The 15,266-nt window shown below is 51.0% G+C and carries 12 protein-coding genes; 7 read left to right on the top strand and 5 right to left on the bottom strand.

Going from position 1 to position 15,266, the window contains the following annotated elements:
- Positions 1-5: 5 nt before the first annotated feature.
- Positions 6-1,259, top strand: coding sequence for a recombinase family protein (locus tag ACQY4U_RS21915; RefSeq protein ID WP_428331601.1), 1,254 nt, complete (start codon positions 6-8; stop codon positions 1,257-1,259).
- A gap of 326 nt (positions 1,260-1,585) precedes the next feature.
- Here the strand turns inward: ACQY4U_RS21915 and ACQY4U_RS21910 are convergent, their stop codons facing one another.
- Positions 1,586-2,143: a helix-turn-helix domain-containing protein gene (locus tag ACQY4U_RS21910; RefSeq protein WP_428331600.1), complete on the bottom strand. Its 558-nt coding sequence runs from the start codon at positions 2,141-2,143 to the stop codon at positions 1,586-1,588.
- Positions 2,144-2,794: 651 nt separating this feature from the next.
- Here ACQY4U_RS21910 and ACQY4U_RS21905 point away from each other — a divergent pair.
- Genes ACQY4U_RS21905 through ACQY4U_RS21890 form a run of 4 tightly spaced genes read left to right on the top strand, consistent with a single transcriptional unit; the run spans position 2,795 to position 9,139 of the window.
- The gene (locus ACQY4U_RS21905; RefSeq protein ID WP_428331599.1) at positions 2,795-3,082 is read left to right on the top strand and encodes a hypothetical protein; all 288 of its coding nucleotides are present in this window, start codon (positions 2,795-2,797) and stop codon (positions 3,080-3,082) included.
- Between the two features lie 48 nt (positions 3,083-3,130).
- The gene (locus ACQY4U_RS21900) at positions 3,131-4,474 is read left to right on the top strand and encodes a TlpA family protein disulfide reductase (protein WP_428331598.1); all 1,344 of its coding nucleotides are present in this window, start codon (positions 3,131-3,133) and stop codon (positions 4,472-4,474) included.
- 33 nt (positions 4,475-4,507) lie between these two features.
- Positions 4,508-7,729, top strand: coding sequence for a SusC/RagA family TonB-linked outer membrane protein (locus tag ACQY4U_RS21895; protein ID WP_428331597.1), 3,222 nt, complete (start codon positions 4,508-4,510; stop codon positions 7,727-7,729).
- A 12-nt stretch (positions 7,730-7,741) separates the two neighbouring features.
- Positions 7,742-9,139 (top strand): RagB/SusD family nutrient uptake outer membrane protein, encoded by a 1,398-nt coding sequence (locus tag ACQY4U_RS21890; protein WP_428331596.1) that lies wholly within the window; start codon positions 7,742-7,744, stop codon positions 9,137-9,139.
- Between the two features lie 61 nt (positions 9,140-9,200).
- On the opposite strand, the gene ACQY4U_RS21885 is transcribed toward ACQY4U_RS21890, so the two are convergent.
- The gene (locus ACQY4U_RS21885; protein ID WP_428331595.1) at positions 9,201-9,527 is read right to left on the bottom strand and encodes a hypothetical protein; all 327 of its coding nucleotides are present in this window, start codon (positions 9,525-9,527) and stop codon (positions 9,201-9,203) included.
- A 154-nt stretch (positions 9,528-9,681) separates the two neighbouring features.
- Positions 9,682-10,104, bottom strand: coding sequence for a MauE/DoxX family redox-associated membrane protein (locus ACQY4U_RS21880; protein ID WP_428331594.1), 423 nt, complete (start codon positions 10,102-10,104; stop codon positions 9,682-9,684).
- A gap of 88 nt (positions 10,105-10,192) precedes the next feature.
- Here ACQY4U_RS21880 and ACQY4U_RS21875 point away from each other — a divergent pair, with 88 nt between their 5' ends.
- Positions 10,193-13,213, top strand: coding sequence for a lantibiotic dehydratase (locus ACQY4U_RS21875; RefSeq protein ID WP_428331593.1), 3,021 nt, complete (start codon positions 10,193-10,195; stop codon positions 13,211-13,213).
- Here the strand turns inward: ACQY4U_RS21875 and ACQY4U_RS21870 are convergent, their stop codons facing one another.
- Together ACQY4U_RS21870 and ACQY4U_RS21865 are read right to left on the bottom strand one after the other, a co-directional pair.
- Positions 13,214-13,945, bottom strand: coding sequence for a LytR/AlgR family response regulator transcription factor (locus ACQY4U_RS21870; RefSeq protein WP_428331592.1), 732 nt, complete (start codon positions 13,943-13,945; stop codon positions 13,214-13,216).
- Positions 13,942-15,003 carry a sensor histidine kinase gene (locus ACQY4U_RS21865; protein WP_428331591.1) on the bottom strand — a complete coding sequence of 354 codons (1,062 nt, stop codon included), beginning with the start codon at positions 15,001-15,003 and terminating at the stop codon, positions 13,942-13,944. The genes ACQY4U_RS21870 and ACQY4U_RS21865 overlap by 4 nt, the downstream gene beginning before the upstream one ends.
- 102 nt (positions 15,004-15,105) lie before the next feature.
- On the opposite strand from ACQY4U_RS21865, the gene ACQY4U_RS21860 reads away from it, so the two are divergent.
- A complete protein-coding gene (locus tag ACQY4U_RS21860) occupies positions 15,106-15,252 on the top strand; it encodes a hypothetical protein (protein WP_428331590.1) in 147 nt (48 codons plus the stop codon).
- Positions 15,253-15,266 lie beyond the last annotated feature (14 nt).

The following is a 15,266-nucleotide window of genomic DNA, read 5'->3' as shown; positions in this document are numbered from 1 at the left end:
AGGCAATGGCAATCGATCAGCCAATTGATTTTTCTATTCCTGAAAGTACGGTAATGCTGGCTGTGTACTTGTCGATCCCGGAGGCAGAAAATACACGCCGCGCATTAAATGTAATGACCGGTATGCGAAGGGCGAAGCTGGCAGGGCGCTGGATGGCCACCGCACCAAAAGGTTACATTAATCTGTCTCACCCGGACGGCCGTAAATCTATTGCACCAAAAGAGCCGGAAGCTACATTTATGCGGCAGGCGTTTGAGGAGATCGCAAAAGGGGTTTATCATGCCGATCAGGTTCGGAAATTGATTAACGAACGGGTCTTTGATTGTTCCAAACAAAACTTCTGGCGGCTGATCAGAAATCCTGTCTACTGCGGGATCATTGTGGTAGCGCCCTATGACGGCGAAGAGATCAAGTTTGTCAAGGCCATGCACGAGCCATTGATCTACGAGAGCTTATTTTACGAGGTTCAGGACATTATTAATGGCAACAATAGGAAAACCATCCCAACTACCATAAAAACACCTGACGACTTTCCTTTGCGGGGATTTGTAAGATGTTGCAAATGCGGAAAGGTTTTAACTGGCAGTGTATCTAAAGGCAAAACGGCGAGGTACTGGTATTACCATTGTTACGCGGGATGCAATGTTCGTTACCCGGTAAATAAGCTAAATCAAGCCTTCGAGACCGAATTAGAACTCTTTTCATTAAATCCGGTAGCTGCGGAATTGTTTAAAATGATCGTTATGGATGAATTTAATCATACCAATAAAGGTGGTCAAACGGATCGTAAACAGTTGATGCAGGAACTGGAAGAGCAGGAACAAATTCTTTCTTCAGCCAGGCGAAAACTGTTAAAGGACGTAATTGATGAGGCTGATTACAAGGCGATTAAAAAGGAATGTGCGGATAAAATAGCAAGGTTGGAAAGCAGGCTGACCGACTTGCCAAAGCGGGCAGAAAACAGGTCGATTGACGGCTTGATGGAGGCCTTTGTCGGCAGGCATAGTAACTTGCTTCAGTACTACAGGGATCAGGATGTTTCAATGAAGCGACACTTAATAAGTTCGATGTTCTCTGAAAAAATGGATTTTGACGGAACGTTACTTCGAACACCCGCGGTAAGCGAACCGCTGTCTCTTTTCTTATTGGTTAACAAGGCGTTAAAGGGCAAAAAAATACGGGAAGACTTGAAGGTTTTCAAATCTTCCCGTGGGGTGGCCCGTAGGGGAATCGAACACCTGTACTCCGAAAAGATATAGATATAACAATTTTAGTAATGGATAAACTTAAACCCTTCAAAAATTAAATTAATATGAATTTAAGAAGTTATTTAGTTACCATTTAATATCTTTTTGATTTCTACTTTTTTGCTTTTCTTATTCAAATAGTTTTTCTTGTATTTCAGGGTTGTTTAATTTAAGTTGACCAAATACCTTAAGGAAATATGTTCTAGGCTCAACTTTTGATCCTAACTCAATGAGAAGTAACTCATGACTTAAAATGACGGCTGAATTTTTTCTAATCAAAACCCCTTAACCTTGTTAACTTAATTCTATTTCCGGAAGGAATAATTTCTGTTGTATTGCTATGATTCGTTAACTGAGTCTTTATTATTAACTATTGTACTTAGATATAAATTATTGCGACCTTTTTTTTCTACAATAAATAGCATCTTTTCATCAACGAGAGTTAGGAGAACGCCAGAAATCCGAGTTCTTATAAATGGATTGATTATATCAATAATTTTTAATTCAAACAATTTTTCTGCAACAGAAGCAACTGATTTCTTCTCTGCGAAAAAGTTATTGCTTGAATATAATTTTTTGATATTGTATGTAAGGAAAATACGAGCTTCTTTCTTTGACGAAAGGGTGTATCTAGGACCGTAAGTGATGTCAACATTAAAAAGTTCTGATAGTATAAAATAAAGAGCCTGAGCGTAGGCTATGTAATAATTTATGTCTGATGTAACACCATTTTCTATATCCACTATAGTTGAAGTAGAAAACCCTGTTAAATCACCAGCATCACTCAATGAATAATCTAATTGTAGTCTCTTTCCTTTTAGCTTTTTACCAAGCAATTCTGTAATATTAGATACCTTGTATTTTTTCTTTTCTTTATCAGACTTATCTTTAATCATAAGTCAAATGAATAAATATTGTATATATTAATCTGAAGTTATATAACTGTTTATTTGTATATATTAAATCAAAGTTTTATCTTCGTTTAAACTAAATAAATCGCTTATAGATATTAGATTATAAATGCAATCTTAGGATTGAGTAAAATTTATCGAAAGACCTTGTGGAGAAAAGTAGGACGTTCAGAACACAAGAGTAGGTAAGAACTCACTTCCTATGCTATCTTTGCGTAGCATAAGGATTTGGGTCGCCTGCTTATTCTGTGTTCGGCCGTTTTAGGACGGTGGCCGTCCTACGCCATCTCGGCAGAATAAGTGTAAAGGGCGACCCTACCTTATGTCTTTCGGTATCATAGAAGATAACGGAAGAATATGGAGTGTATCAAAAAGAAAAAATGTTTTTTGTTTGAAAATAATTTTAAATATTATTTCCCTTTTCTTCATTTCTCTTTTTTGAGCATCATTTCTCAATCTCTTCAAAATCCCATTAAAAACATTATCAAATCTCCTGAGTGAGCCTCTGAATAAGGCAACCGGGTCAGTTAATAGTTAATGCTTTTTCCGGTTGCCTTATTCTGTTTTATGATAACAGTTCGGACCGCCTTGGTCTTTGTTCAGGCTTTAATCCATCTTTTTTTTGTTTTTTGCTTTATGGGTGCAGTTATTATCAATATGCGGGAGTATGGTCAAACACCACAGCAGGTGATTAGCGCTTTCTTTAGTGCTTATACGCCGCTTGCGGTGCAGGAATCGCTATGGAAATTCTTTAGGGAATATACCCTCGGCAATGCTTGCGTTACCGATCAGAGTTTGGAAGGTATGGCCATTCTTTTTGATGGTTTGATAGACCTCGTTACCGTCATAGATGCACTTAACCAGGTGGAAAGCATGGTCAACTGCCCTTATTGCGGCAAGCCCGCAGGCGCGGATCCCGGGTAGCTGTTATCGTAATAATTCTCCTTTTATTTCACGGTTAATCTAATTCAAATGAAGCTAAAAATAAGCCTCCTGCTATTCCTATGCCCTTTTTTTTGGGTGTATGTACAGGCTCAAAATACAAAAACTGCCGGCGTTTCTGGTAGTCCGGTTACTTCTGCTAATAATAATATTGCTGCTAACTTGGTCACCGGTTTACAGGTAGGGGATAGGGTGCCATCAGTGGCGATCCCGCATATTATCAATAATGATGCTGCTACCATTAGTTTGGCCGCTTTGCGCGGCAAGCTGGTGATCCTCGATTTCTGGGCCACCAACTGCGGCTCCTGCGTGCGGGCCTTGCCGCGCCTTGACAGCCTGCAAGCCAGGTTCGGCGACAGTATTGCTATCATCTGCGTTTCTTATGAAAAGGCGGCCATTGTCCGTTCCTTTCTGATGCGTAACCCGATTGGCCGTGCGCTGAAATTACCCGTGGCCACAGAGGACCTTGCCCTGAAAGCTCTGTTCCCGCACCGCATCCTTTCCCATGAAGTATGGATAGAACCCGGCGGCCTGGTCAGAGCCATCACCGAACCGGAATATGTGACCGAAAAGAACATCGAAGCTATACTGCACCACAGGGATATCAGCCTGCCCGTTAAAACGGACCTGGCCGCATTTGATTATAACAAGCCTTTATTTGCCGGTACGCCGCCTGTCTTTTACAGCGCCATCAGTGTCTATAAACCCGGCGTAGCCCCCAAATTCGGGATCTCCGTAGACTCGATCAAACATACCATCCGCCTGTTTATGTACAACTTCCCGGTGCTGCAGTTTTATATGCTGGCGACCGATCACCTGCTTTATTTTCCAAAGACCCTTCAGGACTTTGAGCTAACTGACCAGTCCATTGTACGTGTACCGCCCGGCACTTACCGCGACGCCTGGCGCCAGCGCCACATGTGGTGCTACGAAACCGTTCTGTCCGCGGATCTCAGCGATGCGCAGATCCGCGCTGCCATGATCGCCGACCTCAATAAATTCTTTCACCTGAACGGTCGCATGGAGAAAAAAAAGACCCTGGGGCTTTCCCTGGAACGGATCGGTAGTGATACTTCTATGGTCAGCACCAAAGGCGGGGTACCCACCAATACCCTGCACAGTCATCAAGGGGTGAAAGAGCTTATCAATGCCTCCCTGTCCAACGTGATCTGGGAGCTCAACGATTTGCCCGGCGGCTTGCCTGCCATCGACAATACCGGCATCAATGGGAATGTTGACCTGCGGCTCCCCATCAGCTCCTTCTCGGATACTTCTGCGCTCAACACTGCCCTTAAGCCCTTCGGGCTCATCCTGCGGGAAAAGCAGCTCGAGCCGGAGTTCTTTATCCTCAGTGATGCCGCCAAAGCCAATTAATCTATTTACCAAGCTTGCCTAACCTGTCCTTACATGAAAAAATATGTAATCATTTGTTTTGTTCTCAGCAGCTGCGCCTTCTTGGCGCCGCTGCAATCATTTGCCCAGTCGCTGACCGGCAGGGTGGTCAGTGCCGCAGACAGCCTGCCCTTGGCCGGTGCATCAGTCCTGCTGCTCCCCGCCAAACAGCATACCCTAACTGACGCTTCCGGTAGCTTCCGTTTTACGAATGTGAAGGCCGGGGCCGAGCTGCTGATTTCTTATATCGGGTACAAGCCCGTACAGCTCAGCGTCCGTTCTTTTACCGGGAAAATCCTGATCCGCCTGCAGCAGGAGCAGACCCAGCTCAAAGAGGTGATGGTCTCCACCGGTTACCAGACCCTGCCCCGGGAGCGGGCGACAGGCTCCTTTGAGCGCGTCAGCAATGAGCTCTTTAACCGCAGTACCGGTACCGATGTGCTCAGCCGGCTCGATGGGGTGACGACAGCCACTTTATTTGATAAACGTACCGGGGCTGATCCCCTGAGTTCCCTGACGATCCGCGGGATCGGCTCCATCTATGCCAATACCTCCCCGCTGATCGTCGTCGATAACTTTCCCTATGACGGGGATATCACTAACCTCAATCCCAACGATGTGGCCAGCGTGACCCTGCTCAAGGATGCCGCAGCGGCATCCATTTGGGGCGTACGCGCAGGCAACGGCGTTATTGTGATCACTACCAAAAAAGGCGGCTATAACCAGCCCCTGCAGGTCAGCCTCAACAGCAACGTCACCTTTACCGGAAAGCCCAACCTGTTCTACCTTCCGCAGATGAGCAGCTCCGATTTTATCGACGTCGAGAAGATGCTTTTCAGCAAAGGCTTTTATGATGATGACCTGTCCAATACCTATTCCCGGCCGCCGGTATCCCCCGTGGTAGAGCTGCTGGACCAGGAGCGGAATGGCCTGATCAGCGCCGCTGCCGCTGATGCGCAGATCAATGCCTTCCGCAGCCATGACGTCCGCAACGACTACGAGAAATATATCTACCGTAACGGTCTGAACCAGCAGCACGCCCTTTCCCTTTCCGGGGGCAGCCCGCTCGCTACTTACTTCTTTTCAGCAGGATATGATCAGAATGCGAACAGCCTGGTCAACAGCGGCTATGACCGTGTGACCCTTCGCAGTAGCAATACCATCCGTCCCTTTAAAAATGCCGAGATCCTTGCCGGTATCCAGTATACGTCAACCGCTGCTACCGACCAGAATTCGCTTTCCCCATACGCCTATGGCCAACTGGTCCCCGCAGGTAAATCCGCCATTTATCCCTATGCCCAGCTGGCTGATGCGGCCGGTAACCCTTTGCCCGTCGTCAAGGACTATCGCCTCGGCTATATAGATACCACCGGCAGCGGCAAACTGCAGGACTGGAAATACCGCCCCCTGCAGGAAGCACAACTGGCCGACAACCACACCCGCACGCTGGACGTTCTGCTCAACCTTGGCTTTAAGTATACCTTCAGCCCGCACCTGAGCGCCGAAGCCAAATACCAGTATGAGAACTCCGCAGGGAACAATAACCAGTATTACAGCCCTGATACTTACTATACCCGTAACCTGGTTAATGGTTATACGCAGATCGATCCCGGTACCGGCTCGGTCACCACGCCCGTGCCCTATGGCGGGATCATGGACCTTACCCAAACGCACTTGGTTGCCCATGATGCCCGCGGGCAGCTGAATTACGATAACCTCTGGTCCGGCAAACACCAGCTGACCGCTATAGCAGGGGCGGAGATCAGGCAGAACAATACCTACCTGAACAGCTCCCGCTCGTATGGCTATAACCCTTCTTTGCTCACCTATACCAATGTGGACGAAGTGACCACTTTTCCTTATTACCAGGGGATCGGCAATGACGGTACCATCCCCTCGCAGGTACAGTTTGGCAATATCCTGAACCGCTATGTTTCTTATTACGCCAATGCGGCTTATACCTATGATAAGCGATACCTGGTCTCCCTCAGCGCCCGCAAGGACCGCTCCAACCTCTTTGGTGTGAACAGCAACCAGAAAGGGGTGCCCTTATGGTCAGCCGGGCTGGGCTGGAACCTCTCCAGTGAAAGTTTTTACCATTGGTCCGCCGTTCCTTACCTGAAGCTCAGGATCACTTATGGCTATAGCGGTAACGTTGATAACAGCCTGTCAGCCTATACCACCATCGGATATGTACCGACCAATAATTATACCCATACCCCTTATGCTTATGTCCTTAATCCCCCGAACCCGGACCTGCGCTGGGAAAAGGTGGGCATGACCAATATCGGCCTGGACTTCAGCACTCGCGGCGACCGCATCACCGGGACGCTCGACTATTACCGCAAGGACGCCAAAGACCTGATCAGCCCAGCACCCGTAGACTTTACCACCGGCTTCAGCACCCTGACCATTAACAGCGCCAGTATCAAGGGCAAAGGAATTGACCTCCAGCTCAACAGCCGCAACCTCGTTGGACCACTGGGCTGGAACACCACCCTGCTTTTTTCCTATAACCGCAATACCGTTACCCGTTACGACAATGACCTGTCCGTTGCCAGCCTGTATGTCAGCACCGGGCTTTCGCTCAACCCCGTACCCGGCAGAGATGTATATGCCCTGTACAGCTTCAAATGGGCGGGCCTCGATCCGCAAACCGGCGACCCGCGCGGTTATCTCAACGGTGTCATCAGTAGCGACTATAACAGCATCCTGAACAGTACGCTGGGCAGCCTGCACTATGACGGCTCTGCCATACCCGTTTACTTCGGTGCCCTCAGGAACACCTTTACCTGGCACCAGCTTTCCCTTTCCGCCAACCTGACCTATAAGCTCGGTTATTATTTTCGCAAGGCCAGTATCAATTATACCAGCCTGTTCTCCGGCTGGCTCGGCAACAGCGATTACAGCCTGCGCTGGCAGCAGCCCGGGGATGAGAAAAAGACCAGTGTACCCTCCCTGGACTACCCGGCAGACCCGAACCGTGACCAGTTCTATACGTATTCGCAGGCTACCGTCGGCAATGCCGGTAATATCCGCCTGCAGGATCTTCGCATCGGCTACCTCCTGGACAGGAACCACCAGCGCTGGCTGCCTTTCAAGGACCTGCAGCTGTATGCCTATGCCGCGAACCTCGGGATTATCTGGCGGGCTAACAAATGGAACCTCGACCCGGACTACGGCTCCGGGATCCCTGCACCGCGCACCCTTTCCCTGGGTATCAAAGCTGATTTTTAACCTTTAATCCTGATGACGATGAACAAATTGCTTTCTCAACAAATCATACGCCTGGCCGCCCGAAGGCCGCCTATCTATCTCCTGGTTTTACTCCTGCTGACCGGCAGCGCCGCCTCCTGTAAAAAATACCTGGACGCAAGACCGGACCAGACGCAGGTCGTACCTGCCACCCTGCAGGACCTGCAGGCATTGCTCGATAACGTATCGGTAATGAACCGCAGCTTTCCGTCCTACGGCGAAGCGGCAGCCGATAATTACTATTTCCCACAGGCTAATTATGATGCGCTGGTGACCGCCGAAGACAAGACGCTATATAACTGGGATCCCGCCGGTGTCGTGGTCAACGGGCAGTGGCTGTCGCCTTACCAGGTGGTTTTCTATGCCAACCAGGTGCTTGAAGGCCTGGGTAAGGCAGGGCAGGGGCCGCCGTCAGCCGGGATCAGGGGCGCTGCGCTTTTTTTCCGGGCCTATGCCTTTTTACAGGTCGCCAGCCTTTTCTCCAAACCCTACGATCCGGCGACATCTGCTGCCGATCCCGGTATTCCCCTGCGCCTGAGTTCAGACTTTAACCTGAAATCAGTGCGGGCCAGCAACGAGCAGTCCTACCAGCAGATCCTGGCCGATTTTAAGTCTTCGGTCCGTTTACTGCCCGCAGCTTCAGCCTTTCCCTCGCAACCCGTACGCATCGCGGCTTATGCCGCCATCGCCCGTACCTACCTGGCCATGGGTCTTTATACCCAGGCAGGGCTATACGCCGACTCCTGCCTGCAGCTCAGCCCGCCCTTGCTGGATTATAACACGCTCAGCAAAACTTCGGCAAACCCAATCCCCCGATTTAACAAGGAAACCATCTTTTATGCGATGTCCTCGGGATCGGCCCTGCTCGTGCCCTCCAAAGCAAAAGTGGATTCCACCCTTTACCGGTCCTACGCGGCCAATGACCTGCGCAAAAGCATCTTTTATAAAAATAATAACGATGGCACTTTCTCCTTTAAAGGCAATTATGATGGCAGCCAGAGCAGCGTGATCTTCTCCGGCCTGGCAACTGACGAGCTTTACCTCATCGCCGCGGAATGCCAGGCGCGTGCAGGGCAGACAGATGCTGCCATGGCCTTGCTCAATACGCTGTTGCAGGCACGCTGGAAGACCGGCACCTTCCAGCCGCTGGGCGCGGCTAATGCGCCGGCTGCGCTGGCGCTGGTACTGGCAGAAAGAAGAAAGGAGCTCGTCTTCCGGGGCCTGCGCTGGACGGACCTGCGGCGGCTGAACCGCGAAAGCGGTTTGCAGACGACCCTGCTGCGCAAACTCGGACAGGCCGTTTACCAGTTGCCACCGGGGGACCCGCGCTATACCATGCTGATCCCGCAGGAAGTGATCACCCTGAGCGGCATAGCCCAGAACCCGAGATGAGCAAGGGTAAATTCAATGCACAAAAAAAGGGGGCAATCGCCCCCTTTTATCAGCTGCTGATTTAGTCCTGCAGTTCTACGTTAGCAGAATCAGCATGGTTATGCAGCGCATTGTTGATCTCGGTGCTCAGGCTGGGCGTGATCACCGGTTTGGCATTAGTGCCGACCGTAGCCTGGATCGAACAGATATTGGTCGTGCCCGAACAGTCCGGTGAGCCGGTGATCTCGGTATAATTGGCTGCATCGGTCGGGCTGCCAGAGCCATTGTACTGGAACCAGGAAAGGGTGAGGCTATTGCTCTTTGCTTTAACAGGGCTGGAGCTGATAAAAGCTAAACCAATGCCCAAAAACAATGCAACGAATGCTAAACTAAAATTCATCTTTTTCATACGAACGGATGCTTTATTACATCAAAAAACATCCAGAAAAACTTTAAATGAAAGGTGTGTGATTAATCAATTAAACAATAGGCCGGTTGAGGTGTGGAAGCGCCGGCAGCTTCCTTTCCGGGCACGGCGTGCCGGGATGGTGTTTGGCTTGATGCTACGTCACGGCCCTCCTTTCTTCAAAGTGGATGTATATAGCGATAAGGTTCAGCAGGATAAAGGCATAGTTAAAAGCCAGGTGCATCGTCCAGGACAGGTGGCTCAGGATGCCGCCGCAGGAGCAAGGCGTGCGGCTCCACCAGTGCAGCAGCACCAGGGCGATATAACCCGTAAAGATGCCCAGCAGGCCGAGCGAAAGAAACAGCCCCCAGGCGCGCAGCCGACGGCTGAGCAGCAGCCCGGCACAGCACAGTTCCAGCGCAGGGATCGCCAACACCAGGATATCCGCCAGCCCGGAAGGCAAAGGCTGCTTATGCAGCTGGATCCGGAAGGTATCGTACTGGAACAGCTTGCTGGCCGCTGCATAGATCAGCAGGATGGCCAGCAGTGTTCCGGGTAAAGATTTGAGAAAGTTTTTCATCAGTTGCGGTGCTTGTTGATACAAAGTAAAGCAGCTGACAAAAGTCAAAACAGTAGTAAATGGGTAGTATACCCCCAATCGATTGAACATGGGTACAGCATATGGATTTTTACCGGAGCTCTTTTTACGGGCACCTTATGATAGTTTTACCACTTATGACCTGGACCACCTGCCGGAAGTGCTCAGCACCGAGGTGTTCCGCAATGCCTTATGGCTGGCCAGTCCCGAATTTTTTCGCCTGCTGGAAGCCAAAGATTTTGATTATGGCCGCCTGAGCGAAAAGGAAAAGCTGACCCTGCATAAATATTATAACCGCATGTGCTTCCGGCCGACGCCCTTTGGCAGCTTTGCCTCCTTTACGCTCCTTTCCTGGGCGGACGGAAAAACCCTCCGGCTCTCGGGCGACCAGCAGAGCCTGCTGCACCTGCTCCCCGATGAGAAGCTGCGCAAAGGGGTCCGCGGGCTTAACGCGAATACCACGCTTCAGCTGAATCCCACCCTTTATCAATTGGGGCGCTCCTACCGTTACGTGCAGGCCAAACCTGATGAAAACGGCAAATACCGCTTCGCACTGGAGGCCCTGCCGGCAGAAAAATATTACCGGCAGCTGATCACCCTTTTCCGGAAAAGACCGCTGACGTCATCTGCCTTGACCGACTGGATCTGCCGGAATTTTGCCTGTAGCGCAGCGGAAGCACAGGAGCATCTGGAGTTCATGATCGCTGCGGGATTGCTGTTCACCCCGGCTGCCGGGAACCTGATCGTTCCTGATAAAATCACCGCGCCGTCACCGGCTGCGGACCTGGCTTTTAATGATGCAGGTTTTTATAGCGGCCCGCTCGCTGCTGCGCCTTCCCTGCCGCTGCTGGCAGCGCGACTGGAGCACGCCGATTTTTTGCGGGAAATGCCTGCTGACAGGCAGCATTTTTATGCCGCGCTCGAAAGAGGCCACCTGGATGGTGGCCCCGCAGTCAGCCACCAGCAGGAATTAAAAGAAGTGGTCTCGGCTTTAGCGCAGCTTTCCGTACCCCGTCAGCCCAGCGCCCTTAAACAGTTCATTGCGGACTTCCAGGAGCGGTTCAACCTGCAAAAAGTGCCGCTGCTGCTCGCCCTGGACCCGGATGCGGGGATTTCTTATGCCGGCCTTGCGGCGGATAAACAGGCGTCGGAACTCCTCAAAGAACTGCGTTTTCCGGAAAAACAACAGGCCGGCACGCAGCTCGACTGGACCGCTGCCCACCGCCTGCTTTTTAAACTGTGGACCGAAGGACGGATGCGGGACCGTTTTGCTCCCCTGCAGCTCAATGATGAGGACCTGGCCGCAATGGAGACGGATACCTCTTCAGATCATTTACCAGCCACACTTTCGCTGATGTACCGGGATACGGCAGCAGGCCTGCTGGTCGAGCACGCCGGTGGCGCTACTGCAACCGCCCTGGTCGGTCGATTTTCTGCCTTCAGTGAACCCGTGCTGGCCCTGTGCCGCAAGCTGGCCGCCGCCGAAGCGGCCGCCAATCCAGGGATCCTTTTTGCAGACATCGGTCAGTTATCCGATACCCATGTGGACAACATCAACCGCCGCAAACGGATCTACCCGCACGAAATCCCGCTGAATGTGTTTTCTCCGCTGGATGCGCCTGCAAAGCTCTTACCCTCCGACCTGCTCCTTTGGGTGAGAAACGGGGAGCTGATCCTCGAGTCGGTCAGCCTGGGTAAAAGGGTTGTGCCGCGCCTGCCGACGGCTTACAACTACCAGCACAGCGAATCGGCGCTTTTCCGCCTGCTGTGCGACCTGCAATACCAGGGCCTGCGGGCCGGCCTTACTTTTGCGTTGGAAAGTTATTTCCCGGGCATGGATTTCTACCCGCGCGTTACTTATCAGCGCACCATCCTTTGTCCGGCTAAATGGGTGATCGGAAAGCCGGCGCTGGACCACCTGCGCGCCGCAGCCGCCAGCGATCAGCAGGTAGCCATCCGCGATCTCCGCGACGCACAGCACCTGCCGCAATATGTCAGCAGCGGCAGCGGCGACCAGCAGCTCGTTTTTGATTTATCCAATGCAGCTGAACTCGCCTTCTTTTTTGAGTATATATCCAAACTATCACAGTTGATACTTTCCGAATACCTGCTGAGCAATCGTTCGGTGAAAACCGGGAACAAGCCGCTCGCCGCCCAGTTCATCGCCTTTCTTTCCCATGATCTCAAGGGCTATGAGGGCATAGGAGAAAAGGAACCTAAAATGCCGAAAGCAGTCAGCAGGGAGTATTTGCTGGGCAGCAAATGGCTGTACCTGAAGATCTATTGCAACCCGCAAACGGTGGATTTCCTGCTTGCCGGCACCATCAGCCCCCTGGTCAGGAAACATAGCAGGCAGATCCTCAGCTGGTATTTTATCCGTTATACTGATAAATCGCACCACCTGCGCCTGCGCATCAGGCTGAAAAATAATGACCCCGGTGTTATACTCGCTGACCTGGCAGCCCGCCTGGAAGCCGGCGAACATGAAAAAGTGATCCGCGATTACCAGGGCGCCGTTTATCGCAGGGAACTCGAAAGATACGGCCCGCAGGTTATGGAGCTGGCAGAAGAGCTGTTCCACCAGGGCAGCGAACTGGTGCTTGCCCTGATCCGCCTGCAGCAAAAAGGAAATACCAGTTTGTCGGAATTTGAATTGGGCCTGGTTACCGCTTACCGGATGATCCTGCGTTTCCTTGGTGATGCCGGGGAACTGGTCGCTTTTGCAGGACAGATGAAAGACAGTTTCACCACCGAATTTTCCGGGGATAAACAGCTGCGCATAGATATGGACCGGCAATACCGCAGCATTGAGCCCAAACTGTCTGCATTGATAGGAGCTGGGCTGGTCTTTGCGAACCTTCCTCCAGTAATGATCCGTCAGCTCAAGAGGATTGAAAAGCCGCTTCTGCTGATCCGGGAAAAGGTCGCAGGCGAAGAGCCCGGCCTAAAGCTGCGCCTGCTTTCTGACCTGGTGCACGTGCAGATGAACCGGACTTTCTCCATGAACCAGCGGAAACAGGAGTTCCTTGTTTATTATTACCTGCACAAATACTGCCTTTCCAGCCTTCAGCGCAAGGGAAAGGGCCTTTGATCAGGGATTTTCGCGCTTGCTGATCAGGGTGCGTAAGTTCATCTTGTCCTGGAATCCTTCCCGGTAACTGCGCCCGATAGGCAGCTCTGCCTGGTTACACATCCGGACCTGCCCGACTTCCAGCGAGTGGATGAAGGCATGGTTCACGATATACGAGCGGTGGATCTGCGAAAAGCCCGCAGCCGGAAGTATCTCCAGCAATTCGCGGAGCGTCAGGTAAGCAACGATCTGCTGACCAGTCGTATAAATATCGATATAATTGGAAGCCGCCGCAACGTAAATGATCTCATTCAGGTCAATTTGGAGCAGTTTGCCCTTCGTGCCGGTTTTGATGAAAAATGTGGCGCGTTCTGTTCTTTCAGCGGTGGACACAGTCGCGGATTGACTCCGGATCTTCTGGATACACTTCAGGAATTTTTCGTAGGAAATCGGTTTAAGCAAGTAATCCGCCGCCTCTTTTTCAAAAGCTTCCAAAGCATAGTCCCGGAAGGATGTCGTAAAAACTACCTTCAGGTATTTGTTGATCAGTTCTGCTACCTGCATCCCGCTCATTTCCGGCATGTCCACATCTACAAAGGCAAGGGCAGGGCGAAGCGCGGCAATTTCCTGCAAGGCAACCAGGGGATTGGTGGCAGTGCCGGCAAGCGTAAGACCGGGTGTTTTTTCGATGTAGTCGCGCAGTAATTCAAGCGCATGGTTTTCATCATCAATGATATAGCAGGTGTAGTTCATAGCTGTAAGTTTAAGGTGAGTTCATAAAACGTTTCGCTTTCATTAACTGAAAGCCGGTAGCTGCCCGGGTAGCTTTGGTCCAGCCGCAGCCGGGTGTTTTTCAGGCCCAGGTGTTCGCGGGCCGCATCGTTCTTTTTCTTTTTGAGGTTATAGCTGTAATAGCGCAGCGCGCCGGTCTGGTCTATGGAAAGGATTAGTTGAGCGGGATGCGCCGGGTCTTTCAGGTGGCCGTGTTTAAATAGGTTCTCGGTCAGCGTGAAAAGGATCAGCGGGATAATGCGGTGCTGCCCGGGCTCAGCCGGAAATTGTACCTCCAGGTGCAACTTGCCGCCGAAGCGGTACCGGTTGATCTCCAGCAGGTTGTTCAGCTGCTCGATTTCTGCGGACAGCAGTGTCTTTCCGTCCGGTGCCGCACTTTCGAGCCCGAAACGCAGGATATCCGAGAGTAACAGCACGCACCTGGAGCCGTCTACCGAATGCTTGTAAACACTATGGTAGATAAAATTCAGCGCATTAAAAAGCATATGCGGGTTGAGCTGCTGCCGCAGGTAAGCATTTTCTGCCAGCGCCAGCTGCTGTCCGAGTTCGGCCGCCTGCTGTTCTGCCCGCGCTTTTTGCTGCCGGAAATAGCCGACCCGGCCTGCCAGCCAGTAAAACGTGGCCAGCAGCCCGAAATAAATAGCCCGGATCAGGTTTGGTATCGCCAGTTTTTCTGCTGCCAGTACCTTTAGCGTCAAGGTTCCCGGGTGCGTTTCCAGCGCCATATCCACCACGCTCTTGATGGCTACGTAGACGAGGAACTCCAGCAGCAGGAGCAGGGCGCCTTCCGCCAAACGACGGGGGGACTGGTCGAAGCTATAGTGCAGCAGCCCGGCATGGCTGTAAAAGAATAGGATATTTAAGCTGTAATAAAGCACGTATACAGATACAGGTTCCAGGCGCCCGATCACCAGGTAAAGGGACACCAGTTCGTAGCTGATGAAGAGCATCCAGCAAAAGATATGGAGGAGGATTTTAACCGGGAGCGGGTTTGTTGGTCGGATCTGGAAAGCAGTCATCAGGTTTTAGGTTATTCGTACGCTTATTCGTGTCGTTCGTGTAAAAAACTTTCTGGGATCTTTTACAACTTTTAAATTACTAAAAATTAATTAATAAACAATATGAAAACACTAAGTAAACTTCCACAAAAAACAACAAAAACATTGTTTACCTACCAGGAAAGCAATCCTAAGCAACGCGCAGGACGTAAGGAAACCGACCCCACCAATACGTTCACTTTAACTACAACGCACATTTATGTAAAATAACCCGCAGCCCTGCT

Source organism: Mucilaginibacter sp. (assembly GCF_965277465.1).
Taxonomy (GTDB): domain Bacteria; phylum Bacteroidota; class Bacteroidia; order Sphingobacteriales; family Sphingobacteriaceae; genus Mucilaginibacter.
This window is presented reverse-complemented; position numbering and strand designations above follow the sequence as displayed.

What these genes read in the sequence shown, in the direction of transcription:
- ACQY4U_RS21915 (WP_428331601.1), top strand. Translation starts at nt 6, where the DNA reads ATGGCAATCGATCAGCCAATTGATTTTTCTATTCCTGAAAGTACGGTA.
- ACQY4U_RS21910 (WP_428331600.1), bottom strand. Translation starts at nt 2,143, where the DNA reads ATGATTAAAGATAAGTCTGATAAAGAAAAGAAAAAATACAAGGTATCT.
- ACQY4U_RS21905 (WP_428331599.1), top strand. Translation starts at nt 2,795, where the DNA reads ATGGGTGCAGTTATTATCAATATGCGGGAGTATGGTCAAACACCACAG.
- ACQY4U_RS21900 (WP_428331598.1), top strand. Translation starts at nt 3,131, where the DNA reads ATGAAGCTAAAAATAAGCCTCCTGCTATTCCTATGCCCTTTTTTTTGG.
- ACQY4U_RS21895 (WP_428331597.1), top strand. Translation starts at nt 4,508, where the DNA reads ATGAAAAAATATGTAATCATTTGTTTTGTTCTCAGCAGCTGCGCCTTC.
- ACQY4U_RS21890 (WP_428331596.1), top strand. Translation starts at nt 7,742, where the DNA reads ATGACGATGAACAAATTGCTTTCTCAACAAATCATACGCCTGGCCGCC.
- ACQY4U_RS21885 (WP_428331595.1), bottom strand. Translation starts at nt 9,527, where the DNA reads ATGAAAAAGATGAATTTTAGTTTAGCATTCGTTGCATTGTTTTTGGGC.
- ACQY4U_RS21880 (WP_428331594.1), bottom strand. Translation starts at nt 10,104, where the DNA reads ATGAAAAACTTTCTCAAATCTTTACCCGGAACACTGCTGGCCATCCTG.
- ACQY4U_RS21875 (WP_428331593.1), top strand. Translation starts at nt 10,193, where the DNA reads ATGGGTACAGCATATGGATTTTTACCGGAGCTCTTTTTACGGGCACCT.
- ACQY4U_RS21870 (WP_428331592.1), bottom strand. Translation starts at nt 13,945, where the DNA reads ATGAACTACACCTGCTATATCATTGATGATGAAAACCATGCGCTTGAA.
- ACQY4U_RS21865 (WP_428331591.1), bottom strand. Translation starts at nt 15,003, where the DNA reads ATGACTGCTTTCCAGATCCGACCAACAAACCCGCTCCCGGTTAAAATC.
- ACQY4U_RS21860 (WP_428331590.1), top strand. Translation starts at nt 15,106, where the DNA reads ATGAAAACACTAAGTAAACTTCCACAAAAAACAACAAAAACATTGTTT.